The 21839-nt window shown below is 62.5% G+C and carries 21 protein-coding genes; 18 read left to right on the forward strand and 3 right to left on the reverse strand.

The window, feature by feature from the left end; all coding sequences use genetic code 11:
• The first annotated feature begins 98 nt into the window (after positions 1 to 98).
• The 6 genes from J2W40_RS14530 (at position 99) to J2W40_RS14555 (ending at position 6485) form a co-directional block, all read left to right on the forward strand.
• Entirely contained in the window at positions 99 to 983 is an 885-nt protein-coding gene (locus J2W40_RS14530) for a F0F1 ATP synthase subunit gamma (protein ID WP_310226034.1), read from the forward strand.
• Positions 984 to 1007: 24 nt separating this feature from the next.
• Positions 1008 to 2453, forward strand: coding sequence for a F0F1 ATP synthase subunit beta (gene atpD, locus J2W40_RS14535; protein ID WP_310226035.1), 1446 nt, complete (start codon positions 1008 to 1010; stop codon positions 2451 to 2453).
• A gap of 178 nt (positions 2454 to 2631) precedes the next feature.
• Positions 2632 to 2886: an ATP synthase F1 subunit epsilon gene (locus J2W40_RS14540; protein WP_037477469.1), complete on the forward strand. Its 255-nt coding sequence runs from the start codon at positions 2632 to 2634 to the stop codon at positions 2884 to 2886.
• Between the two features lie 195 nt (positions 2887 to 3081).
• Positions 3082 to 4605 (forward strand): TadA family conjugal transfer-associated ATPase, encoded by a 1524-nt coding sequence (locus J2W40_RS14545; protein ID WP_310226036.1) that lies wholly within the window; start codon positions 3082 to 3084, stop codon positions 4603 to 4605.
• Between the two features lie 94 nt (positions 4606 to 4699).
• Positions 4700 to 5512, forward strand: coding sequence for a class I SAM-dependent methyltransferase (locus tag J2W40_RS14550; RefSeq protein ID WP_310226039.1), 813 nt, complete (start codon positions 4700 to 4702; stop codon positions 5510 to 5512).
• A gap of 88 nt (positions 5513 to 5600) precedes the next feature.
• Complete coding sequence (locus tag J2W40_RS14555) at positions 5601 to 6485, forward strand: DMT family transporter (RefSeq protein ID WP_310226164.1); 885 nt, start codon at positions 5601 to 5603, stop codon at positions 6483 to 6485.
• Here the strand turns inward: J2W40_RS14555 and J2W40_RS14560 are convergent.
• Entirely contained in the window at positions 6457 to 6888 is a 432-nt protein-coding gene (locus J2W40_RS14560) for an OsmC family protein (RefSeq protein ID WP_310226041.1), read from the reverse strand. The two genes, J2W40_RS14555 and J2W40_RS14560, sit on opposite strands and share 29 nt — an antisense overlap.
• Before the next feature lie 87 nt (positions 6889 to 6975).
• Between J2W40_RS14560 and J2W40_RS14565 the strand changes: the two genes are divergently transcribed.
• The 11 genes from J2W40_RS14565 to J2W40_RS14615 all read left to right on the forward strand — a co-directional run bounded on the left by J2W40_RS14565 (position 6976) and on the right by J2W40_RS14615 (position 17437).
• Positions 6976 to 7341 carry a PRC-barrel domain-containing protein gene (locus tag J2W40_RS14565; protein ID WP_096061122.1) on the forward strand — a complete coding sequence of 122 codons (366 nt, stop codon included), beginning with the start codon at positions 6976 to 6978 and terminating at the stop codon, positions 7339 to 7341.
• 178 nt (positions 7342 to 7519) lie between these two features.
• The gene (locus J2W40_RS14570; protein ID WP_310226044.1) at positions 7520 to 8185 is read left to right on the forward strand and encodes an RBBP9/YdeN family alpha/beta hydrolase; all 666 of its coding nucleotides are present in this window, start codon (positions 7520 to 7522) and stop codon (positions 8183 to 8185) included.
• A gap of 91 nt (positions 8186 to 8276) precedes the next feature.
• Positions 8277 to 8465, forward strand: a complete 189-nt coding sequence (locus tag J2W40_RS14575; protein ID WP_310226046.1) for a YezD family protein — start codon at positions 8277 to 8279, stop codon at positions 8463 to 8465.
• 143 nt (positions 8466 to 8608) lie between these two features.
• Positions 8609 to 11077, forward strand: a complete 2469-nt coding sequence (locus J2W40_RS14580) for a TonB-dependent receptor (protein ID WP_310226048.1) — start codon at positions 8609 to 8611, stop codon at positions 11075 to 11077.
• 90 nt (positions 11078 to 11167) lie between these two features.
• Positions 11168 to 12040 carry a 3-methyl-2-oxobutanoate hydroxymethyltransferase gene (panB, locus tag J2W40_RS14585; protein WP_310226051.1) on the forward strand — a complete coding sequence of 291 codons (873 nt, stop codon included), beginning with the start codon at positions 11168 to 11170 and terminating at the stop codon, positions 12038 to 12040.
• Between the two features lie 78 nt (positions 12041 to 12118).
• Positions 12119 to 12817, forward strand: a complete 699-nt coding sequence (locus J2W40_RS14590; protein WP_310226053.1) for a tetratricopeptide repeat protein — start codon at positions 12119 to 12121, stop codon at positions 12815 to 12817.
• A gap of 40 nt (positions 12818 to 12857) precedes the next feature.
• On the forward strand, positions 12858 to 14180 hold the full coding sequence (locus tag J2W40_RS14595; RefSeq protein WP_310226166.1) for an outer membrane protein assembly factor BamB family protein: 1323 nt from the start codon (positions 12858 to 12860) through the stop codon (positions 14178 to 14180).
• A 121-nt stretch (positions 14181 to 14301) separates the two neighbouring features.
• Positions 14302 to 15669 carry a ribosome biogenesis GTPase Der gene (gene der / locus J2W40_RS14600; protein WP_310226055.1) on the forward strand — a complete coding sequence of 456 codons (1368 nt, stop codon included), beginning with the start codon at positions 14302 to 14304 and terminating at the stop codon, positions 15667 to 15669.
• The gene (locus tag J2W40_RS14605; protein ID WP_310226057.1) at positions 15656 to 15871 is read left to right on the forward strand and encodes a sulfurtransferase TusA family protein; all 216 of its coding nucleotides are present in this window, start codon (positions 15656 to 15658) and stop codon (positions 15869 to 15871) included. Before der ends, J2W40_RS14605 begins: the two co-directional genes overlap by 14 nt.
• Before the next feature lie 72 nt (positions 15872 to 15943).
• On the forward strand, positions 15944 to 16384 hold the full coding sequence (locus J2W40_RS14610) for an Hpt domain-containing protein (RefSeq protein WP_310226058.1): 441 nt from the start codon (positions 15944 to 15946) through the stop codon (positions 16382 to 16384).
• 45 nt (positions 16385 to 16429) lie between these two features.
• Positions 16430 to 17437, forward strand: coding sequence for an LLM class flavin-dependent oxidoreductase (locus J2W40_RS14615; RefSeq protein ID WP_310226060.1), 1008 nt, complete (start codon positions 16430 to 16432; stop codon positions 17435 to 17437).
• Here the strand turns inward: J2W40_RS14615 and J2W40_RS14620 are convergent.
• On the reverse strand, positions 17432 to 18544 hold the full coding sequence (locus tag J2W40_RS14620; protein WP_409050382.1) for an acyltransferase family protein: 1113 nt from the start codon (positions 18542 to 18544) through the stop codon (positions 17432 to 17434). The two genes, J2W40_RS14615 and J2W40_RS14620, sit on opposite strands and share 6 nt — an antisense overlap.
• 186 nt (positions 18545 to 18730) lie before the next feature.
• On the opposite strand from J2W40_RS14620, the gene J2W40_RS14625 reads away from it, so the two are divergent.
• Positions 18731 to 20386, forward strand: coding sequence for an ATP-binding protein (locus tag J2W40_RS14625; protein WP_310226061.1), 1656 nt, complete (start codon positions 18731 to 18733; stop codon positions 20384 to 20386).
• Here J2W40_RS14625 and J2W40_RS14630 read toward each other — a convergent pair whose 3' ends face one another.
• Positions 20387 to 21838, reverse strand: a complete 1452-nt coding sequence (locus tag J2W40_RS14630) for an MATE family efflux transporter (RefSeq protein WP_310226170.1) — start codon at positions 21836 to 21838, stop codon at positions 20387 to 20389.
• Position 21839 lies beyond the last annotated feature (1 nt).

Genomic DNA, 21839 nt, shown 5'->3' on the forward strand with positions numbered 1-21839 from the left:
GCCGATGGGGCGGACCACCCTCTCCTAGTTCAACTAGGCGGCAAGCCGCCAAGTTTCACTTGCCTCCCACTCAAGGGGGAGGGAAACACGGGATTGAGATGGCTAGCCTCAAAGAACTGAAGATCCGGATCGGGTCGGTCAAATCGACCCAGAAGATCACCAAGGCGAAGCAGATGGTCGCCGCCGCGAAGCTGCGCAAGGCGCAGGCCGCAGCGGAGGCCGCGCGTCCCTATAGCAGCCGTCTGGAAGCCGTGGTCGCCAGCTTGGCCTCGAAAATTGCGGGTGGTTCGGGCGAAGGCGCGTCGCCGCTGCTGGCGGGCACTGGCAAGGATGAGGTGCATCTGCTGGTCGTCGCCAACTCCGACCGTGGCCTCGCCGGCGCGTTCAACGCGAACATCGTCAAGGCCGCGCGCGCGAAGGCGGATGCGTTGATCGAACAGGGCAAGACGGTGAAATTCTACCTGATCGGCCGCAAGGGTCGTCCGGTCATCAACCGCCTCTACCCCGGCGCGATCATGGGTCAATTCGACACGACCGGCGCCAAACAGCCCGGTTATGAGCAGGCGCAGGCGATTGCGACTGAACTGACCACCATGTATCTGGACGGCAAGTTCGACATGGCGCATCTTTTCTATTCGCGCTTCAAGTCGGCCCTCGCCCAGATCCCGACCGAGCAGCAGATCATCCCCGTCAAAATCCCGGCCGATGCCGACCGCAACGCCATCGGCGCGACGGTCGAATATGAACCGAGCGAGGAAGCGATCCTCGACGATCTGCTGCCGCGTAACGTGGCGATCCAGTTGTTCAAGGCATTGCTGGAAAACAACGCATCCGAACAGGGCGCGTCGATGACCGCGATGGACAATGCCACGCGCAACGCCGGCGACCTGATCAACAAACTGACGATCCAGTATAACCGCAGCCGTCAGGCCGCGATCACCACCGAACTCGTTGAAATCATTTCGGGCGCTGAGGCCCTCTAAGTACACGCACGCAAGGAAGCAGTCATGGCAACCACCAACAATGTAGGCCGCATTTCGCAGGTCATCGGCGCCGTCGTCGACGTGACCTTCCCCGATGCGCTCCCGTTCATCCTCTCGGCGCTGGAAACCAGCAATAACGGCCAGCGACTGGTACTCGAAGTCGCCCAGCATCTGGGCGAGAACACCGTCCGCACGATCGCGATGGACTCGACCGAAGGCCTGACCCGTGGCCAGGAAGTCACCGACACTGGCGCGCAGATCACTGTCCCGGTCGGTCCGGCCACGCTTGGCCGCATCCTCAACGTCGTCGGCGAACCGATTGACGAGCGCGGCCCGGTCGCGACTGACATGCGCTCGCCGATCCATGCCAAGGCACCTGAGTTCGTCGACCAGTCGACCGAAAGCTCGATCCTGGTCACCGGCATCAAGGTTATCGACCTGCTCGCGCCCTACGCCAAGGGCGGCAAGATCGGCCTGTTCGGCGGCGCAGGCGTTGGCAAGACGGTTCTCATTCAGGAATTGATCAACAACATCGCCAAGGGCCATGGCGGCACTTCGGTCTTCGCCGGTGTGGGTGAGCGGACCCGTGAGGGCAATGACCTCTATCACGAGTTCCTCGACGCAGGCGTCATCGCCAAGGATGCCGATGGCAATGCCATCTCCGAAGGCTCCAAGGTTGCGCTGGTCTATGGCCAGATGAACGAGCCTCCAGGCGCGCGTGCCCGCGTCGCCCTGTCGGGCCTGACGATCGCTGAATATTTCCGTGACGTCGAAAACCAGGACGTGCTGTTCTTCGTCGACAACATCTTCCGCTTCACCCAGGCGGGCGCGGAAGTGTCCGCTCTGCTGGGCCGTATTCCTTCGGCCGTGGGCTATCAGCCGACCCTGTCGACCGACATGGGCCAGTTGCAGGAGCGCATCACCTCCACCAACAAGGGGTCGATCACCTCGGTCCAGGCCGTGTATGTTCCCGCGGACGATCTTACCGATCCGGCACCGGCGACCTCGTTCGCGCATCTTGATGCGACGACCGTTCTCAACCGCGCCATCTCTGAACTGGGCATCTACCCGGCGGTCGATCCGCTCGACTCCACCAGCCGCGTGCTGGAGCCGCGCACCGTGGGCCAGGAACATTATGACACCGCCCGCGCGGTCCAGTCGATCCTGCAGAAGTACAAGTCGCTGCAGGACATCATCGCCATTCTGGGCATGGACGAGCTGTCCGAAGAAGATAAGCTGACCGTCGCCCGCGCGCGCAAGATCCAGAAGTTCCTGTCGCAGCCCTTCCATGTCGCCGAAGTCTTCACCGGCATCAGCGGCAAGTTCGTGCAGATCGAAGATACGGTGAAGTCGTTCAAGGCCGTGGTCGAAGGCGAATATGACCATCTGCCCGAAAACGCCTTCTACATGGTTGGCGGCATCGACGAAGCGGTCGAAAAGGCCAAGAAGCTCGCTGCCGAAGCGGCTTAAGCAGAACCTATCTAGCCCTCTCCCGCCTTCGCGGGAGAGGGTTGGGTGAGGGTCTTTCTCTCTTTCTGACAATGAGCGGAAAGATAGAAAGACCCTCACCGACTTTGACTAGGCAGCAAGCTGCCAAGTCTTCGTAGCCTCTCCCGCGAAGGCGGGAGAGGGCAAGAGGATCGAAAACATGGCACTGCATTTTGAACTCGTGACCCCGGAAAAGCTCGTTCGTGCAGCGGATGTGTGGCAGGTTGTGGTGCCGGGCACCGATGGCGACTTCGGCGTGCTGGAGGGCCATGCCCCTTTCATGTCGACCGTGCGCGATGGCAGCATCCAGATTTATGCGTCGGCCGGGGCCACGCCGGAGATTATTCCGGTGCAGGGCGGCTTTGCCGAGGTCAATGAAAAGGGTCTGACGGTGCTGGCCGAAAAGGCGGGCTGAGTCTTCAGAAATAAGGCGGTAGGCGTTGACCCTGCCGCATGAAGAGGGGTGCCGTTGGTGCCCCTTTTTGTTGGTGTCGCCTTATCCGCCGCACGGCAGCCTTCCCGCCATTAGCCATTTGTCAAAGTTTCCAATCTATTCACCTTATCCGACACTATCAGACCGGCGACGGTCGCGACTTGCTGGCGGAGACTTATGAGCGCCTTTGGACGGAAAAATGGACCTGCCGCGATCAAGCCCGGCTTTGGCGTCGCCCGACCGATGCACGGCGGCAGCCCCAAGGAGGAGCCGCGCGGCGGCGAACAATTCCCGCCGCTCGACATAGCGTCGCTGCCCGGCGAGAGTTTCGACCCGCTGTCCGCGCCAACCAGCCAGATGCAGCGCAACGCCGATGCGATGATGCGCCTGTCCGATCGCGCCAATGCCGAGCATCTGCCCGACGCGGGGCCGCAGGGGTTCGAGGCCAGCGTCCACAAGATCAAAGAGCAGGTGCTGCCCCGCCTGCTGGAACGAGTCGATCCCGAAGCCGCGGCTACGCTGACCAAGGATGAGTTGGCGGAGGAATTCCGCCCGATCATTTTGGAGGTGCTGGCCGAACTCAAGCTCACCCTCAACCGACGCGAGCAATTCGCGCTGGAAAAGGTTCTGGTCGATGAATTGCTGGGCCTTGGCCCGCTCGAAGAATTGCTGAACGACCCGGACATCACCGACATCATGGTGAACGGCCCGGACCAGACCTATATCGAAAAAAAGGGCAAGCTGGTCATCGCCCCGATCAAGTTCCGCGACGAGGAGCATCTGTTCCAGATCGCGCAGCGGATCGTCAACAAGGTCGGCCGCCGCGTTGATCAGACCACGCCGCTGGCCGACGCCCGCCTGCCCGATGGCAGCCGCGTCAACGTGATCGTGCCCCCGCTGAGCCTCAAAGGCACGGCGATCTCGATCCGTAAATTTTCCGCCAAACCGATCACGCTCGACATGCTGGCCAATTGGGGCGCGATGAGTCCCAAAATGGCGACTGCGCTCAAGATTGCCGGTGCCTGCCGGTTCAACATCGTCATTTCGGGTGGCACGGGTTCGGGCAAGACGACGATGCTTAATGCCCTGTCGAAAATGATTGATCCGGGCGAGCGCGTGCTGACGATCGAAGATGCGGCGGAATTGCGCCTGCAACAGCCGCACTGGCTGCCGCTTGAAACCCGCCCGGCCAATCTGGAAGGCAATGGCGCCATCACCATCGGCGATCTCGTCAAGAACGCCCTGCGTATGCGGCCGGATCGGATCATCCTGGGCGAAATTCGTGGCGCGGAATGTTTCGATCTGCTGGCCGCGATGAACACCGGCCATGACGGCTCCATGTGTACGCTCCACGCCAACAGCCCGCGCGAGTGCCTGGGTCGTATGGAAAATATGATCCTGATGGGGGACATCAAAATCCCCAAGGAAGCGATTTCCAAGCAGATCGCCGATTCGGTCGACCTGATCATCCAGGTGAAGCGCCTGCGCGACGGATCGCGCCGTATCACCAACGTCACCGAAGTCATCGGCATGGAGGGCGACGTCATCGTCACCCAGGAATTGTTCAAGTTCGAATATCATGACGAGGATGACAGCGGGAAGATCGTCGGCGAATATCGCTCGATGGGCCTGCGTCCCTATACGCTCGACAAGGCGCGGATGTTTGGCTTCGATCAGCCGTTTCTGGAAGCCTGCCTGTAACGAATGATGTTCGAAGGGGCTTTCCCTTCCATTCCTCTTGCGCTTGGCACGGGCGGACGGCACATCAGCCTCTCCCTATAAGAGAGGATCCCCGATGAACCGTCTCGCCCGTACCGCACTTGTTGCAACCGCCCTTTGCCTTCCCCTCCTGCCGCTGGCCGCCCAGCACGCCGATCATGCCGCGCATCAGGCCGCCGACCCGATCGCGGCCGCTATCGCCGCGCCTAGCCGCACCCCGGCCAATGTCGCGCGCGACCAATATCGCCATCCGGCCGATACGCTGGCTTTCTTCGGCGTCACCCCGACCCAGACGGTGGTGGAATATAGCCCCAGTGGTGGCTGGTATTCCGAAATCCTCGCGCCCCTGCTGCGCGATCATGGGCGCTTCTACGCGCTCCAGCCGAGCGGCCGCTATCTGGATGGCTACAAGACGTTCCTGGCCGCCAAGCCGACCGTCTATGACAAGGTGACGCTGGTCGCCCATCCCGATGAAGCCGCCACGATCCCGGCGGGGAGCGTGGACACGGTGCTGACCTTCCGCAACGTCCATAATATGGTCATGGCAGGCAGCGAAGCGGCAACCTTCAAGGCCTTTTTCGCGATGCTCAAGCCCGGCGGCACGCTGGGCGTGGTCGATCACCGCCTGCCCGAAGATCGCGACAGCGCGCTGGAAAAGAGCAGCGGCTATCTCAAAGTCTCGACCATCAAGCGGATTGCGCAAGAAGCAGGCTTTGAATTTGTCGAGGCGTCGGAAGTGAACGCCAACCCCAAGGACACAGCCGACTGGGCGAAGGGCGTCTGGACCCTGCCGCCCGGCCTCAGCCAGAAAGAGGTCGATCGCGACAAATATCTCACCATTGGCGAAAGCGATCGGATGACGCTCAAATTCCGCAAGCCTGCGGCATAAGCCTTTCCTGACCAAGCCCGGTTGCGTCAACGCGCGACCGGGCTAAGGCGGGGGCGTGACCCTCGCCGCCCGCCCCCATCGCCCGCTCCTGGCAATCGGCCTGCGCCTGACCGCCGTAATCTGCTTGTCGGCGATGTTCGTGACGGTGCGGATCGTCGATCAGCGCGGCGTCCATATCGTCGAGTCGCTCTTTTACCGCCAGGCGCTTGCCCTACCCTTCGTCATTGCCTGGCTGTCCCTGTCCGGTGGGCTAGGCGCGGTACGGACGCAGCGGATTGGCGTGCATGCCAGCCGGATGCTGCTGGGCATGACCGGCATGTTGCTCAATTTCCTGTCCTACATCCTACTGCTGCCCGCCGAAGCCGCGACGATCGGCTTCACCATGCCGATTTTCGGCACGATCCTGTCGGCGCTGATCCTGCGCGAAGCTACGGGCGTGCATCGCTGGAGCGCTGTCCTCATCGGTTTCGTTGGCGTGCTGGTGATGATCCGCCCGGAAGCGGGGCATTTTCCGATGCAGGGCGTCGCCGTGGCAATCGTTGCCGCGATTGTAACCGCCAGCGTCAGCCTGGTGCTGCGGGCGCTGGGCCGGACGGAAAATGCAGGCGTTGTCGTATTCTGGTTCACGACGCTGTCGATGATCCCGCTGGGCATCGCCATGCCCTTCTTTGCGCAGGCCCATGATCCGCTGACATGGGGGCTGCTGCTGCTGATCGGCTGTGTCGGCGGGATCGCGCAACTTTGCCTCACCGCATCGCTGCGCTGGGGGCCGGTGTCGGTGGTGCTGCCGATGGACTATAGCGCGATCATCTGGACCACGTTGCTGGGCGTCGCGATCGGCGAGGATTGGCCGATGATCACGACCTGGATCGGCGCAAGCCTGATCATCGCCAGCGGGCTTTACATTGCCTGGCGCGAACATCGTCGCGCCAGGCAATCGGTCGTCAGTTCAGCAGTTCCGCATCCAGACTGATATCAGCCTTCAACAGCTTAGAGATCGGGCAATTCGCCTTGGCTTTGCCCGCCAGCTCCTGGAACGTCGCATCGTCGGTGCCGGGGATGGTCGCCTTGAGCGTCAGATGGCTGGCCGTCACGGCAAATCCGTCATCCTGCTTTTCCAGCGTCACGACGGCATTGGTTTCCATCTTGTCCGCCGTCAGCCCGGCCTCGCCCAGGATCAGCGACAGCGCCATGGTGAAGCAGGAGGCGTGGGCGGCCGCGATCAGTTCTTCGGGATTGCTGCCCGGCACGCCTTCAAAGCGGGTGGCAAAGCCATAGGGGTAGGCGTCGAGCGCGCCGCTCTGGGTGGAGATCGTGCCCTTGCCGTCCTTGAGGCCGCCGCTCCAGGCCGCCGAACCGTTGCGATTGATCTTCATCTCGTCACTCCTCTTGTGTCAGCGATGGAACCCCAGCCTGCCCGCATGGTTGCATCTATATAGCGACATTATGTGAGGAGAGTGACGATGGCCGAACTGGCTATGCACAATCGCGGCGACCTGATCGCATCGGACCGGGTCGAGGGCACCACGGTCTTTAACAAACAAGGTGAGAAACTCGGCAAGATTTCCAATTTCATGGTCGACAAGAAGAGCGGACAGGTGCGCTATGCGGTCCTGTCGTTCGGCGGCTTTCTGGGCATGGGAGAAGATCATTATCCCCTGCCCTGGTCGATGCTCGACTATGATGTCGCGCAGGGCGGCTATGTCGTGGAACTGGACAAGGCCGTTCTGGACGATGCCCCCCGCTATGCCGATGAGCAGCGGCCCGAATATGATGATGGCTATGGCCGCAACGTCTACCAATATTATGGGCTGATTTATCCCTGGTAGGTCCGGGCACTCGATGTCCTTCGGGAGGCGCGTGACCAATCGGTCATGCGCCTCTTTTCATATCTGGCATCGCCCATCGCCTTTTCCGGCTGCCTCTCCTCAACCACAATCCATCGCTTGGCAATTGTCTACTTTATAAATAGAGTTATGGAAGGTGGCGAAACGAGAGGAGTGTATCATGGATCGATTCGGAGTTTCGCACAGCACGCGCCAGCCGGTGGTGCTGACGGTTCCCGGCCTCAACAATAGCGGGCCGGACCATTGGCAAAGCGTGTGGGAAGAGACGCGCGGCGATTGCCAGCGGGTGGATCTGGGCCGCTGGACCAGTCCCAATCGCAATGCCTGGGTCACGCGCCTCGACGCGGCCATTCGTCAGGTCGATGGCCCGGTGGTGCTGGCCGCCCATAGTCTGGGCTGCATCACGGTCGGCTGGTGGGGCGCCTTGCAGAGCCAGGCCTATGGTTGGCCAGTCGTCGGTGCGCTGCTGGTCGCGCCACCTGATTGCGAACGGGTGGAAACGCCCGATACGATCGGCGGCTTTGGCCCGACGCCCCATTCGTCGCTGCCCTTCCCCTCCATTCTGGTGGCCAGCCGCGACGATCCCTACATCTTCTTCGAACGCGCCCACAGCATCGGCAAATATTGGGGCAGCGAGTTCGTCGATGCGGGCCATTGCGGGCATATCAACGCGGACTCAGGCCTGGGCGATTGGCAGTTCGGGCAGGCTTTGCTCGACCGGTTGATCGACAATGCGCGCTATCGTCCCCTGCCAACCCGTCGGACGCTGCCAGCCGCCCACAATATTCGATCGGCTACCGACAGCGTCACCCATGCCCATCGCTAAGCGGGAAGACGAGAAGCTCAGATTGTCCGTCTGCTATTTTTCATGCTTTGTCTACTTATAGAGTTGAGATAAGAAGGGGCAGGAGTTACAGATGACCGACCAACGACCGATCGACTTTCACCAGGCCCGCGCCGACACGCCGCGCATCGACATCGCCGCCAGCATCGAAAAGGTGCGCGATGTTTTGCAGGAACTACGCTTCGGCTCGATCACGCTGACCGTGCATGACGCCCGCGTCGTGCAGATCGACGTGACGGAAAAGACCCGCCTTACCGCCTGACCACAGGATCGGCGAACCACAACGGGCTGGAGCAATCCAGCCATGACACGAGCTCGTGAAGCCCGACCTATCGGCCATGACCGGACCACCGGAATCGCCGCGATCACACATCCACCGGACATCCGGACATAAAGGGGATATATATGATTGCGCGTTTCCTGTTGCTCGCCAGTGTGGCGAGCGCTTCTATCATCGTGCCTGCCGCCCATGCGCAGGCGCAAGCCCCGGACGGGGCGCCGGACCAGGCTGATGCAACTGCCGAGGCGCAGCGGGTGCGCGGCGATGTGATCGTCGTCACTGCGCGGCGTCGCCAGGAAACGGCGCAGGAAGTGCCACTCGCCATCTCGGTGATCCGGGGCGACAGCATCGAATCCACCGGCAATTTCAACATCGTCAAATTGCAGCAGCTTGCGCCGACGTTGCAGGTCTACACCACCAATCCGCGCAACACATCGGTCAACATCCGTGGCCTCGGCGTGCCGTTCGGACTGACCAGCGACGGGTTCGAACAGGGCGTGGGCATCTATGTCGACGATGTCTATAATTCGCGCGTCGCCGCTGCGACGTTCGATTTTCTGGACGTGGCCCAGGTCGAAGTCCTGCGCGGGCCGCAGGGTACGCTCTACGGCAAGAATACCACCGCCGGCGCGATCAACATCACCACCAACCAGCCGACCTTCGATTTCGAGGGGCGCGCCGAACTGACCGTGGGCAATCTCAATTATAAGCAGGCCAAGGCCGCCATATCCGGCCCGCTGACCGACACGATCGCCGCGCGGATCGCGATCGCATCGACCAGTCGGCGCGGCACATTGTTCAACACCACCAGCGACCGGTGGATCAACGAGCAGGACAATCTGGGCCTTCGCGGCCAGTTGCTGTTCAAGCCCAGTGAAGATCTCAGCATCACCCTGTCGGGCGATTACAGCAAGCAGGACCCGGAAGGGTTCGGCACCGCCTTCGTGCGGGTCGGCCGCACCCAGCGCGCGCTCAATCGGCAATATGACGCCCTGGTTGCCGCGATCAACGCCGCCAATCCCGGCCGCAACTATGCGCCCAGCCGCAATGTCTATGATCGCCGCACCGATCTCGACTCAAGTTTGAACGCTGGCAACAAGATTGGTGGCGCATCGCTGAAGGTGAACTGGGACCTGGGCGCAGGCAAGTTCACCTCCGTGACCGCCTGGCGGTTCTGGGACTGGAAGCCGGAAAATGATCGCGACTTTACCGGCCTGTCGATCGTGTCCCGATCGCAAAACCCCTCGCAACAGGACCAATATAGCCAGGAATTCCGCTACAGCCAGGAAGGCGACCGGATCGATTTCGTCGTCGGCCTGTTCGGCTTCAAACAGCGGATCGACACCCAGGGCACGGAACAGCAGGGTGCCGATGCCAGCCGATGGAGCCTGACCGGCGCGCTTGCGAACGATCCCAGCGTGCTGCAAGGCCTGACCGCCAGCAATACCCAATATCTCAAGAGCGACAGCGCCGCGCTGTTCGGCCAGTTGAGCTGGAAGGTGACTGATGCGCTGACCATCCAGTCGGGCGCGCGCATCAATTATGACAAGAAGTCGGGCTTCTACGAGCGCGTGGTGACCAACGGCCAGGGCCAGCTTATCAGTTGCTCCCCGACCCCGGCAGCCGGATCGGTACTGGCCGCGCAATGCGGCGTCTACCAACCGCAGGTCAGCGCGCCATCGGACAGTGCCTGGAACTTCACCTACGACTTCAACCTGAACTACAAATTCGCGCGCGACGTCCTCGCCTATGCGACCTATGCCAAGAGCTTCAAGACGCTGGGCATCAACCAGAATGGCTTGCCGCTCAACGCCGACAATAGTGTCAACTACGATGCCGGGACGGTGAAGCCGGAATCGGTCAACCATTATGAAATCGGCCTCAAGACCCAGTTGTGGGATCGCCGGGCGACTTTCAACCTCTCCGCCTTCCGCACCGACATCAAGAATTTCCAGGCGACGGTGAATGGCGGCCAATTCGGCACGGTGCGCGGCTATCTGGCCAATGCGGGCAAGGTCCGGTCGCAGGGCATCGAAGCCGACTTCAAGATCACGCCAAGCGATCGCTTCAGCGCTTATGCAAACGGCGCCTATACCGATGCGAAGTATAAGAGATTCACCAACGCACCCTGCCCGCCCGAATTGTCGGGCGGCACGCTTCAGCCCGCCAGTGCAACGCCCGATTATTCGCAAGCCGGTGTCCCCGGTGCGCTCAGCCCCCGCCAGTGCGATATTTCGGGGCAGGAACTGCCCGGCGTATCCAAATGGGCTTTCTCCTACGGCGCGGAGGTCAATGCACCGATCACGCTGCTGGCGAAGGAGGGCCAGGTCTATCTCGGCGTCGATGGCAATTATCGGTCGCGCTGGAATTCCAACGCCTCGCCTTCAATCTATACCGAAGTGAAGGGCTATGCGCTCACCAACGTCCGCGCCGGTTTCCGGGGTGAGGGCTTCGATGTGTTCGGCTGGGTCCGCAATGCCTTCGACGTCAACTATATCGAAACATTGCAGGTCGCGCCCGGCAATACCGGCCTGATCGCGGGCCAGCCGGGCGATCCGCAAACCTGGGGCGGCACGATCAAATTCTCCTTCTGACAGGCTCCCACCCTGCGGGTGCGATTCCCTGGATCGCACCCGTTTCTTTGCGCATTTGCGGCCCGGCGCAGGGTGGGGTAGAGCGCACCCATGTCCACGACCTTCACGATCGACACGGCGACCAGCCGCGCCACGCCCACCCCGGCCCCCATGAAGCGGCTGACCGTGCCCGCCATCCAGCGGCGCAAGTTCGAGGGCAAGACCACCGAGCCGCTGGTGATGCTGACCGCTTACACCGCGCGCCAGGCACAATTGCTTGATCCGCATTGCGACATGCTGCTGGTCGGCGATTCGCTGGGCCAGGTCATCTATGGCCTGCCATCCACGCTCGCCGTCACGCTCGACATGATGTGCGCCCATGGCGCAGCCGTCGTGCGCGGCAGCTATCATAGCGTCGTGATCATCGACATGCCCTTTGGCAGCTATGAAGCCTCGCCGCAGCAGGCATTTGCCAGCGCCAGCCGCATCATGGCGGAAACCGGCGCGGCGGCGGTCAAGCTGGAGGGCGGGCAGGCCATGGCGGAGACGATCAGCTTCCTTGGCCAGCGCGGCATTCCGGTCATGGCGCATGTCGGCTTGACGCCGCAGGCGGTCAATGCGCTGGGCGGCTATGGCGCGCGGGGCAAGAGCCAGCAGGAACATGCCAAGATCATGGCCGACGCGCGCGCCGTCGCCGACGCCGGAGCCTTCGCCATGGTGCTGGAGGGGGTGATGGAGGAACTGGCCGTCGCCGTCACCGATAGCGTCGATGTGCCGGTGATCGGCATCGGCGCGTCCGCCCATTGCGACGGGCAGGTGCTGGTGACGGAGGATATGCTGGGCATGTTCGAGCGCGTCCCCCGTTTCGTGAAGCGATTCGACACTATCGCGCAAAGCATCGACAGTGCCGCCCAGCGTTACGCCGCCGATGTGCGCAGTCGCGCCTTTCCTACCGAAGAACAGGTCTATCGCCCGAAAAAGTGATTTGCCTGTGGCATAAGCGCCGCTATTGATCGCGCCTTCTGCCCTCACATATTTCTGATCCATGTCCCGGAGAATGCAGTGGCCCTGACGCCGCAAAATAGTGAAGCCTTCATGCGTGAAGTTGATGAAGCCGTCCGGCAGGACCAGCTGACATCCTTCTGGCAGCGCTATGGCCGCGTGCTTCTTGTCGTGCTGGTGCTGGGCCTCGCGGCTTTTGGCGGCTGGCTCTATTGGCAGCAGCATCAGCAGAGCCAGTCGCAGGCCGTGTCCGAAGAGATGGACGCGGTGTTGGCGACGACCGCTGGCGGCGGTGAACCGGATGCCAAGCAGCTTGACGCACTCACCAAGGCTGATCAGCCCGGCTACCGCGCGTCGGCGCAGTTGCTCAAAGCTGGCTTGGCCGCACGTAAGGGCGACAATAAGAGCGCGATCGCGCTCTACGCAGCCATGGCCGCCGACACCGGTCTGGACCAGCCCTATCGCGATTTGGCGCTGATCCGCCAGACCGCGCTCGAATTTGAAACGCTCAAGCCGCAGCAGGTGGTCGATCGCCTCAAGCCGCTCGCCGTCGAGGGCGCGCCCTGGTTCGGCAGCGCGGGCGAACTGGTCGCCATCGCCTATGCCAAGATGGGCAAGACGGACCTCGCCGGGCCGATGTTCGCCGCGCTTGCCAAGGACAGTAATGTGCCGCAGTCGATCCGTTCACGCGCGCGTCAGATGGCAGGCGTCATGGGGATCGACGCGGTAGAGATACCGGCCGAGCCGACGGAAGGGTAACGAGCAAATGGGACAGCATAAGATGAAGAGATTTGCGCCCATGGGCCGCGCCCTGACGCTGACCGCCATGATCGTGATGGTCGCTGGGTGCGGCATCATCGGCGGCAAGAAGGGTGGCCCCAAGACGCCGGTGGTCGGCAATCGCGTGTCCATCCTGACCAGCGAACAGGGCGTCGAGGTCGAACCGAGCCTGGCCGACGTTCAGGTCACCCTGCCCGCTCCCGCCGTCAATGACAGTTGGTCGCAGCCGGGCGGCGATCCGTCCAAGGCGATGGGCCATGTCGCGCTGGGCGGTTCGCCCACGCAGGTGTGGACAGCATCCATTGCTGGCAGTTCCCCGCAGGCCCGGCTTGCAGCCGCGCCCGTCGTGTCGGACGGCAAGCTGTTCGTGACCGATGCGGGTGCGCATGTCATTGCGTTCGATGCCACCAGTGGGTCGAAATTGTGGCAGACTGACCTGCCCGCGGAAGGCAAGGGCAATGGCCGTTCGTTGTTCGGCGGCGGCGTCAGCGTCATCGGCGACCGTGTATTTGCCAGCACCGGCCTTGGCGACGTCTTCGCGCTCAATGCGGCGGATGGCGCGGTCATCTGGAAGAAGCATCTGGCCGGGCCGCTGCGTGGCGCGCCGACGCTGGAAAATGGCCATGTCTATGTGATGGGTCAGGACAATCAGGTTTTCGCGCTGAACCAGAGCGATGGCGAAACCCAGTGGACCGACAGCGGCACCTTGCAGGTTACGGGGATCTTCGGCGTTGCCGCCCCCGCGGCCGCGCAGGGCACGGTGATCGCTGGCTATAGTTCGGGCGAAATCAACGCCTATCGCTACGAAAATGGTCGTACGCTTTGGAGCGACGCCCTGTCGCGCACCAGCATTTCAACGGCCGTGGCGACGCTAACCGACATCGACGCTGATCCGGTTATCGACCGTGGCCGTGTTTTCGCGATCGGCCAAGGTGGCCGCATGGCCTCCTATGAACTCACCAGCGGTCAACGCCTGTGGGAAATCAATATTGCGGGCATCTCGACTCCCTGGGTCGTGGGCGAATGGGTATTTGCCGTAACCAGCGATGCGCGCCTGCTCTGCGTCGCCCGCGCGACCGGCAAAATCCGCTGGGTCAGCCAGTTGCGCCGTTGGCAGAAGGAAAAGAAGAAGGACAAGGCGATCCGCTGGACGGGGCCGGTCCTGGCGGGCGGTCGTCTGATCGTCGTCTCGACGCGCGGCCAAATGGCCTATGTCGATCCAACGACCGGCGTCGTGCAATCCGAAGTGGACATGAAACGCTCCATGTCGCTTTCGCCGGTTATCGCCAACAATATGCTCTATGTGCTGGCGGATGACGGGAAACTGACGGCGTTCCGCTAAACCGAATATTCGTGCTAAGCATGCTCCTGCGAAGGCAGGAGCCCAGTTCCTCCACTTTTGGACTGGGCTTCTGGCTTCGCAGGAGAATTGCGTTTTTTAGATAAGAAGGAAACGGGCCTCCATGCTGCCCATCGTAGCCATTGTCGGGCGGCCCAATGTGGGCAAGTCCACCCTGTTCAACCGCCTGATCGGCAAGAAGCTCGCGCTGGTCGATGACCAGCCCGGCGTCACCCGCGACCGGCGCGAGGGCGAAGCGCATCTGCTCGGCCTCGACTTCACCATCGTCGATACCGCCGGTTATGAGGATGAGGACGCCAACAGCCTGCCCGGCCGGATGCGGATGCAGACCGAAGCGGCCGTCGAAAATTGCGACGTCGCCTTGTTCATGATCGACGCGCGCGCGGGCATCACCCCGCTGGACGAGGAAATCGCCCGCTGGCTGCGCGCCAATGATGCGCCGGTCATTCTGGTCGCCAACAAGGCGGAGGGCAAAGCCGCCGACGATGGCGTGATGGAATCCTTCAGCCTGGGACTGGGCGAGCCTGTCCCCTTTTCGGCCGAACATGGCCAGGGCATGGCCGACCTGTTCCAGGCGCTGCTGCCCCATGTCGAGCGCGAAGGCGATGAACCGTTCGAGCGGGAATTTTACGAGGATGACGAGAGCGCGCCGCTCAAGCTCGCCATCGTTGGCCGCCCCAATGCGGGCAAGTCCACGCTGATCAACCGCCTGCTCGGCGAAAACCGCCTGCTGACCGGGCCGGAAGCGGGCATTACCCGCGACAGTATCGCCGTCGACTGGATGTGGACCAGCCGCGAGAGCGTGGAGCGCCCCGTCCGCCTGATCGACACGGCGGGCATGCGCAAGCACGCCAAGGTGCAGGACAAGCTGGAAAAGCTGGCCGTGACCGACGGCTTGAACGCTGTGAACTTTGCCGAAGTCGTGGTGCTGCTGCTCGATTCGACGCGCGGGCTGGAGGCGCAGGATCTGCGCATCGCCGACAAGGTGCTGGAGGAAGGGCGCGCGCTCGTCGTTGCGCTCAACAAATGGGACACGGTCGAACATGGTTCGGCTTTGTATCAGGGCATCAAGAAAGCGCTGGACGACGGGCTGGCGCAGGTACGCGGCGTGCCGATCATGACCGTGTCGGCGGCCACCGGCAAGGGTCTGGACGACCTGATCCATGTCGCGTTCGAAACCCGCACCGCCTGGTCGCAGCGCGTGTCCACGGGCGTCCTCAACCGTTGGTTCGAAACCGCGCTGGAGGCCAATCCGCCGCCAGCGCCGGGCGGCAAGCGGATCAAGCTGCGCTACATCACCCAGAACAAGACTCGCCCGCCGACCTTCGTGCTGTTCGGCACGCGCCTTGATGATTTGCCCGAAAGCTATCGCCGCTATCTGGTGAACGGCATAAGGCGGGAACTGGGCTTTGGCGCCGTGCCCGTCCGCCTGACGCTGCGGAGCGCCAAGAATCCCTATGCCAGCAAATGAGCCGGTGTCGGTCAATGCGCGCGGCATGAAATGCCCCTGGCCCGTGCTGCGCGCGGCACGAGCCATGCGCGGGGCGGATGCAGTGTTGGTGGAGGCTGACGATCCTATCGCGCCTGCCGAATTGGCCGCGCTGGCCAAGGCCCAGGGCTGGAGCTTCGAAGCACTTGACGAGGATCGGTTTTCACTACGTCGCACGGGCTGATGCCCACCCGATTTTAACCGCCTGTTTACATGCCTGCTCTATTTCCACAGGGTAGCCTAAGGAGCGGTGCGCGTGCCCCATCAAGAGACCGATCTGGTCAACTGGACCGAATTTACCCGGACCCGGAATGAACTGGGTGCGGCTTTTCCGCGGATATTGGGCTATTTTCGCGAAGATGGCGTCAAGTCGATTCAGGCAATCGAAGAGGCGTTCCGCGCCCGCAAAGCCGTCGCCTTGGTGACCCCCGCGCATACGCTCAAGGGGGAATCGGCGCAGTTCGGTGCCTATCGCTTGAGCGCCATGGCCGAAGAGATTGAGATGGTCGCCCGCCGCTGCGTCGAGACCCGTGAACAGCCGGACGAACTGATCGAGACCGTCGTCGCGCTGCGCCCTTGCTTTACCGAAACGCTCGCGTTGCTGGATCGCGATGCCAATCCGCTCGTGGCGCGCCGTCCCGTGACCTTCGGCCGCCGTACCGAAACACCCGCGCAAGGTTTTGGCCGCGCCATCTGATATTGCGTATTGAAATAAAACCCATCATGCCCCCATATGGGGAGCATGACACGCTTCTCCCTGCTGGATCTCGTCCCCGTCCGCGAAGGCGACAGCATCGCCACCGCGCTCGCCAATACGGCTGACCTCGCCGCTCATGCCGAAAGGCTGGGCTATCACCGCTTCTGGGTCGCCGAACATCATGGCATGGCAGGCATTGCATCGGCCGCGACGTCGGTCGTGCTGGCGCATATCGGCCAGGCGACATCGACGATCCGCATCGGCGCGGGCGGCATCATGCTGCCCAATCATGCCCCCCTGCTCATCGCCGAACAGTTCGGCACGCTCGATGCGCTGTTTCCCGGTCGGATTGATCTCGGCCTTGGGCGCGCACCGGGTTCCGACCAGCGGGTGGCGCAAGCGATCCGCCGAACCTTGGCTGGTGGCGCGGATAATTTCCTGCGCGACGTGATGGAGATACAGGCCTATTTCGCCGCCGATGATCGACTGGGTATTCAGGCGACGCCAGGCGCAGGCGCGAATGTGCCGCTCTGGATTCTGGGGTCCAGCCTCTATGGCGCGCAACTCGCTGCGGCGCTCGGCCTCCCTTATGCCTTCGCCTCCCATTTCGCGCCGGCCGCGCTGGACGAGGCCATCGAAATTTACCGGCGTGACTTCCGCCCCTCGGCCCAGTTGAAGGAGCCTTATGTGATGGCGGGTTACAATGTCTTCGCCGCCGACAGCATGGCCGACGCCCAATTGCTTGCCAGTTCGATGCAGCAGGCGTTCGTGCGGCTGCGCACCGGCCAGCCGGGCAAGCTCCAGCCTCCGGTGCCGGATTATTACGACACGCTGCCGCCCCAGGCGCAGGCGATGCTGGCCGATGTTCTGAGCGCGTCCAGCATCGGTACGCAAGCCGATGTCGAGCATGATCTGGCCGCCTTCCTGCGCCGCACGCGGGCCGACGAGTTGATCCTGACCGGGCAGATTTTCGATCCCGCCGCCCGCAAGCACAGCTTCGCCATCGCCATGGCAGCGGCGCAGGCGATTACCACCCCCGAACCCGTTCTATAGGCGACCGCCGCTCAGCAGGGCCGCAGCACGGGGCGCGACCCTGCTGAGCAACCTCCCCAGGATGATCACGACGCCCAGCACCAGCAAGGGCTGCAGAATCAGATAGATGGGATATAGTGGCGATCCCATGCGGCCGGTCAGCTTGCCCAAAAGCGGGCCGCCGAGCCAGATCAGGACCAGATGCGCGCAAAAGAGCAGAAAGACATAAGGCTCGATCCGCAGGAGCAACAAGCGCGCCCTGCCCCCCGCCAATATCCAGGCAATCCGCCAGAAGGCGATCACGGCCGCAAGGCGCGCGGCCAAATCCAATCCCCGCAATGCCAGGACAGCATCGCTGTCAGCCAGCATAATGGCGCGATAGAGTTGCGCGCCCATCAACAACGTAAAGGGCAGCAGCGCCAAGACCAGGGGCCAGCGAAGTATCCGCTCTTCCCAAGCACCCCGACGCGCCAATATGCCCAGGGTGAAGAAGAAGAGGATGGACGCCCGCATCAGCACCGGTGGGCCTAGCCCTGTGACATGGCAGGCTGCCGCGACCAGCGCTATGCACGCCAGCGCCCAGCCCGGCATGCGCACCAGCAACGGCGCGGCGACCATACATAAAAACAGATCGCGCAGGAAAGGCATCTGAACATTGATGTGCGGATTGCGGGTCACGACCAGCATTTCGTCGATGACCCACCAGATCGTCTTGGGAACTGGAGCGGACAGGCCGAGCGTCAGCGCAGCCCCCGACACCAGCAGGATCGCGATGCCATTCCACAGGATCATCGGCAGCAGGATCGTCCGCGCCTTGCGCCGGACATGCCCGCTCCAGTTGCGCACACCGCTCGACCCCGCCACCAGCCAACCCGATATCAGGCCCAGTAACGGCACCGCGCTGCGCCCGAACAGTTCCATCAACAGCCAGCGCAGGTTTTCCTGCGCCGTTCCGCGCAATGCGTCGAGCGCCGCCCCGTTCAACCCCGTCCAGGCATGGACATAGACCACGCCCAAAATGCAGATGACTCGCGCTATGGCGATGGCGTCGGAGCGCTGCGCTTCATGGTCCGCAATCGTTTCGGGCACGAAAATATCCTGTAGTGGCCAGGGCTCAATGCCCGACATCTCGTCCTGTTCCCAAACATCAGGCCCATCCATTTTGGATGGATGACTAGCCCTTGTTAAGACGCCATGGCGCATTCTGTCGGATCAGGCCATGTTGAAAGGGATGAATAAGCCAATATTTACCTTCGCCGCCTAGACATCATGTGTTTGCCGGAAGTCTTTCCGGGCCAAGGGATGACAAAGGCCATGACCCATATGCCGGGTGCGCATCAATTCACGCCGACCGCGGCACCTGCTTCCCTTGCCAACGCGCAGTCGATGGGCATGGTGTTCCAGATCGCCGGTTCCAGTTCGAAAATTCTCCTTGATCCGCAACGGCTTGCCATATTGGGCCAGGATGCCGATCCCTGCACGGCGATGGCGGGCCAGGTCGGCAGCCAGGTCAAGATGCGCGTCGGCTCGGTCTGGCTGGTCGCCAGCGTCCGCGCGATGGTGCTGGACCAAGCCAGTCAGAGTATCGTCGCGGACATCGACTTTCTGGGCGAGGGCGATGAAGAGAAGCTGACCGGGCGCATCTTTCACTTCCGGCGCGGCGTCACGCGCTATCCCACCCCCGGCACCGAGATTTTCCCGGTGTCGAGCAAGGATATGCAGCAGATTTACGCCGCCGATGACCGGCCGCATGTCCAGATCGGCACCGTCTATCCCACCACCGACACGCGCGCTGCGCTCTATGTCGATCAGATGCTGGGCAAGCATTTCGCGCTGCTCGGCTCCACCGGCACCGGCAAATCGACCAGCGCCGCGCTGATCCTCCATCGCATCTGCGACCTGTCGCCCATGGGGCATATCGTGATGATCGACCCCCATGGCGAATATGGCGCGGCCTTCGCAGCCAATGGCGCGGTGTTCGACATCAGCAATCTGGCGCTGCCCTACTGGCTGATGAATTTCGAGGAACATTGCGAGGTGTTCGTCACCTCATCCGGCTCGGAACGGACGGTCGATTGCGACATTCTCGCCAAATGCCTGCTCGCGGCCCGCATGAAGAACCGGCTGGCCGAACAAATTGGTCGGCTGACCGTCGATTCGCCAGTCCCCTATATGCTCTCCGATCTCACCACCATTCTCCAGAATGAGATGGGCAAGCTCGACAAGGGCACAGGGGCGCTGCCCTATATGCGGATCAAGACCAAGATCGACGAGATCAAGGCCGACCCACGCTACAGCTTCATGTTTTCAGGGATGCTGGTCGCCGACACGATGCAGGACTTTCTCGCGAAGATTTTTCGCCTGCCCTCGGACGGCAAGCCGATTTCAATCATCGACGTCTCCGCCATCCCGTCGGACATCACTTCGACCGTCGTATCCGTGCTGTCGCGCCTGGTGTTCGACTATGCCATCTGGGCGCGCGACGAACCGCAACGGCCGATCCTGCTCGTGTGCGAAGAAGCGCATCGCTATATTCCCAATTCGACCAGCGGCAACGGTCAGGCGGTGCGCAAGATATTGGAGCGGATCGCCAAGGAAGGCCGCAAATATGGCGTCAGCCTCGGCCTCATCACCCAGCGCCCGTCAGACCTGGCCGAAGGCGTGTTGTCGCAATGCGGCACCATCATCGCCATGCGCCTGAACAACGACCGCGATCAGGCTTTCGTCAAGGCCGCCATGCCCGAAGGCGCGCGTGGCTTCCTGGATTCGATCCCCGCGCTGCGCAACCGCGAGGCGATCATCTGCGGCGAAGGTGTCGCCGTGCCGATCCGCGTCGCGCTCGACAATCTGGAAGAACATCGCCGCCCCGCGTCCGGCGACCCCAGTTTTACCGCCCTTTGGCGGCAGTCAGGCGACGAAGAGGCCATCCTAGACCGCACCATCACCCGCTGGCGCAACCAAGGGCGGTAATTATCCGGTCGGCGCGATGCGCCCGGCGGGTTCGGCGTCGCTGTTTACCGTTTCCCGGCATTCCTCTTCATGCACCGGCACCAGCAGCTTGGCCTTGCGCCAGCCGCCATGGGCATAGACCAGATAGGCCAGCAACAGCGAGACGAACGACCCGGCCGGAAAGCTGAACCATAACGCATCGGCACCGATCCGGGGATAAGCGAGATAATAGAAGCCAATCCGCACCGCGAACAGGGTGAAGATCAGGATGATCAGCGGCTTTATCACCACGCCATTGGCGCGCATCACCCCGAACAGGATCATCGTGCAGCCAAAGGCGATGAAGCTCCAGCTCACCCGCAACTGCATATGCCACGCTTCGGCGATCACGGCGTCATTGTCGCCCAGAAACAGCCCCAGCAACGCTTCGTGGAAGGTCAGCATCACCGCGACCATCGTGCCGGTGATCAGCAACTGATAGCCGATGCCATAGCCGGTGATGCGGCTGATCCGGTCCCAGCGCCCCGCGCCGATATTCTGCGCCGCCATCGCGCTCACCGCCGCGCCCATCGCCATGGCGGGCATCTGGAGATAGGTCCATAGCTGCTGCGACGCGCCATAGGCCGCCGTCACCAGCAGCCCTTCGCGGTTGACGAGGCCGATCATCACCAGCCCCGATGCCGACATGACGATCATCTGGAGGCCCATCGGCAACCCCTTGCCCAGCAGCACGCGCATCTGTTCGGCCGCAGGGCGCAGATAGGCTAGCTCCACCCCGCGCAGCCGCAGCGGCAGATCCTTGGCATAGGTATAGACGATGATCCCGATCAGGCTGACGAAACCCGCCATGGCCGTTGCCGTCGCCGATCCCGCAATCCCCATGGCCGGGAATGGCCCCAGCCCCAGGATCAGCACGGGGTTGAGGATCAAGTCCACCGTAACGCTGACGATCATGAAGATGAGCGGCGTGCGCGCATCGCCCACGCCGCGCAGACCCATCATGATCATGACGGATAAGAGGGTCGCGGGCATGGCGATGAAGATCACGCGCAGATAGACCAGCGCCATGGCATAGGCTTCGACCGGGGTTGCGAGCAGCCGTAGCAGCGCGGGCGCCCCCACCCAACCCAGGGTCGATACGACAAGCGCCAGCCCCATGCAGAAACCGACTGCCGACCCAAAGGCGCGGCGCGCGGCGTCCATGTCGCGCCGTCCCATGGCTTGGCCGATCATCACCGTGGATGCCATGCCGAAGCCGAAGACGACCGAGAACATCAGGAACATGATGATATTGGCGTTGGCGGTCGCCGCCAGCGCCTGAGGCCCCAGGAAGCGTCCGACCCAGATGGCGTTGATCGAGCCATTGAGCGACTGAAGGATGTTCGACGCCAATGTGGGCATGGCGAACAGCATCAACGTGGACGCGATCGGCCCTTGCGTCAGGTCTTTTGCGCCCGTGTTGCCTGCCGCCATG

The organism is Sphingobium xenophagum (assembly GCF_031457465.1).
Taxonomy (GTDB): domain Bacteria; phylum Pseudomonadota; class Alphaproteobacteria; order Sphingomonadales; family Sphingomonadaceae; genus Sphingobium; species Sphingobium xenophagum_A.

Coding starts and splice junctions, on each gene's coding strand:
- J2W40_RS14625 (WP_310226061.1), top strand. CDS start 18,731: ATGACCCATATGCCGGGTGCGCATCAATTCACGCCGACCGCGGCACCT.
- atpD (WP_310226035.1), top strand. CDS start 1,008: ATGGCAACCACCAACAATGTAGGCCGCATTTCGCAGGTCATCGGCGCC.
- J2W40_RS14550 (WP_310226039.1), top strand. CDS start 4,700: ATGAACCGTCTCGCCCGTACCGCACTTGTTGCAACCGCCCTTTGCCTT.
- J2W40_RS14580 (WP_310226048.1), top strand. CDS start 8,609: ATGATTGCGCGTTTCCTGTTGCTCGCCAGTGTGGCGAGCGCTTCTATC.
- J2W40_RS14630 (WP_310226170.1), bottom strand. CDS start 21,838: ATGGCGGCAGGCAACACGGGCGCAAAAGACCTGACGCAAGGGCCGATC.
- J2W40_RS14540 (WP_037477469.1), top strand. CDS start 2,632: ATGGCACTGCATTTTGAACTCGTGACCCCGGAAAAGCTCGTTCGTGCA.
- J2W40_RS14615 (WP_310226060.1), top strand. CDS start 16,430: ATGACACGCTTCTCCCTGCTGGATCTCGTCCCCGTCCGCGAAGGCGAC.
- J2W40_RS14595 (WP_310226166.1), top strand. CDS start 12,858: ATGGGCCGCGCCCTGACGCTGACCGCCATGATCGTGATGGTCGCTGGG.
- J2W40_RS14565 (WP_096061122.1), top strand. CDS start 6,976: ATGGCCGAACTGGCTATGCACAATCGCGGCGACCTGATCGCATCGGAC.
- J2W40_RS14570 (WP_310226044.1), top strand. CDS start 7,520: ATGGATCGATTCGGAGTTTCGCACAGCACGCGCCAGCCGGTGGTGCTG.
- panB (WP_310226051.1), top strand. CDS start 11,168: ATGTCCACGACCTTCACGATCGACACGGCGACCAGCCGCGCCACGCCC.
- J2W40_RS14545 (WP_310226036.1), top strand. CDS start 3,082: ATGAGCGCCTTTGGACGGAAAAATGGACCTGCCGCGATCAAGCCCGGC.
- J2W40_RS14620 (WP_409050382.1), bottom strand. CDS start 18,544: ATGTCGGGCATTGAGCCCTGGCCACTACAGGATATTTTCGTGCCCGAA.
- J2W40_RS14575 (WP_310226046.1), top strand. CDS start 8,277: ATGACCGACCAACGACCGATCGACTTTCACCAGGCCCGCGCCGACACG.
- J2W40_RS14530 (WP_310226034.1), top strand. CDS start 99: ATGGCTAGCCTCAAAGAACTGAAGATCCGGATCGGGTCGGTCAAATCG.
- der (WP_310226055.1), top strand. CDS start 14,302: ATGCTGCCCATCGTAGCCATTGTCGGGCGGCCCAATGTGGGCAAGTCC.
- J2W40_RS14605 (WP_310226057.1), top strand. CDS start 15,656: ATGCCAGCAAATGAGCCGGTGTCGGTCAATGCGCGCGGCATGAAATGC.
- J2W40_RS14560 (WP_310226041.1), bottom strand. CDS start 6,888: ATGAAGATCAATCGCAACGGTTCGGCGGCCTGGAGCGGCGGCCTCAAG.